Source organism: Rhodocytophaga aerolata, assembly GCF_030503435.1.
In the GTDB taxonomy this organism is placed as follows: domain Bacteria; phylum Bacteroidota; class Bacteroidia; order Cytophagales; family 172606-1; genus Rhodocytophaga; species Rhodocytophaga aerolata.
In genome coordinates, this window is the sequence record NZ_JAUKPO010000169.1 from 1 (window position 1) to 1,119 (window position 1,119).

A 1,119-nucleotide genomic window follows, 5' to 3' on the forward strand; every position below is an offset into this window, starting at 1 on the left:
TAAGTTAAGCTATAAATTAAAATCAGAGAAATGAATACATAAAGATTTACCTATAGCAGCCAAAGCTAACGCGGCAGCATAAAATAGAGCGTCTGCTGATAGATAATCTTGCGGCTTCAACCAACGAGCTTTCAACTCTTTCCACACCCTTTCACAAATATTGAGATGGGGTGAGTAAGGAGGTAAATAAAAGATATATAAGCCTCTTGATTGCCAAACTTGCAAACGTTCTTTGACTTTACGAGCCGTATGAATTCTAGCATTATCCACTACAACGACTGTGGGTTTTTCAACGGTAAAGGAGAATCTTTCTAATTGTTCTACAATAAAAAGGGCTGTCATTTTCTCTCTGGATGTTTGATAGAAGAATTGATTGTTTCTGGAGATCATACAAAAAAGATTTATTTTACCCCCTTTAGCTACCTGTATACTGACATCTTCCCGAGCAAATTGCCAACCATAGGGCACATAACCCTCTTCACATATTTGACTTTCATCTCCGTAGAACAAATCAATATGGCCTTGCCTGCTTTGTTGCTCTAAAAGAGCTAATGCCGCTTTACGCACCCTATATAGTGCTGCATCGGGTTTACCTTTAGGCCGCCTCCTTACTGAATCATTCCTGATTCATTTTTGTATCGGCAGTGGATCTTAGACGATGTTAATCTTCGGATCCAAGCTTTTTAAAAAGCGTTTGAGAGTTTTCAGGCTAAACTGCTTATTCAACTCCTTTTCCAGGATGACTTTGGCCCCAGCCAGCCTCTGACGTTCTTTTTGAACAACTTCTCGAACTCTAGCTTCATCTTGCCCTTGATCAAATACTTGCTTACGACCTCTTCCGGGTTTAGTCGTTAACCCTTCTATCCCCTCTGACTCATAGCCATCTAACCACTTATTGACTGAAATCTCATTCATCTTAATAATGCAACTCACTTCCTTCGAGGTTCTGCCTTCGCTCTTGAGCAATATTAGTTGACAACGCCTGCGGAAAGCATGAGTTTTTCCTAACTGATAACCTTCTTGTAAAGCTTTTTGCTGCTCAATCGTTAGCTCTATTGTCCGTATCTTTCCCATATGGGAACTATAACATGTTTATACTTAATTTTGTCCCCATACTTA

2 protein-coding genes are annotated in these 1,119 nt (G+C 39.7%); both read right to left on the reverse strand.

Translation table 11 applies throughout. The features are described from left to right. Nucleotides 1-9: 9 nt before the first annotated feature. Nucleotides 10-627, reverse strand: coding sequence for an IS630 family transposase (locus tag Q0590_RS37365; protein WP_302042792.1), 618 nt, complete (start codon nucleotides 625-627; stop codon nucleotides 10-12). Nucleotides 628-651: 24 nt separating this feature from the next. Then, complete coding sequence (locus tag Q0590_RS37370) at nucleotides 652-1,074, reverse strand: helix-turn-helix domain-containing protein (protein WP_302042791.1); 423 nt, start codon at nucleotides 1,072-1,074, stop codon at nucleotides 652-654. Between the last annotated feature and the right edge of the window lie 45 nt (nucleotides 1,075-1,119).

Coding starts and splice junctions, on each gene's coding strand:
- Q0590_RS37370 (WP_302042791.1), bottom strand. CDS start 1,074: ATGGGAAAGATACGGACAATAGAGCTAACGATTGAGCAGCAAAAAGCT.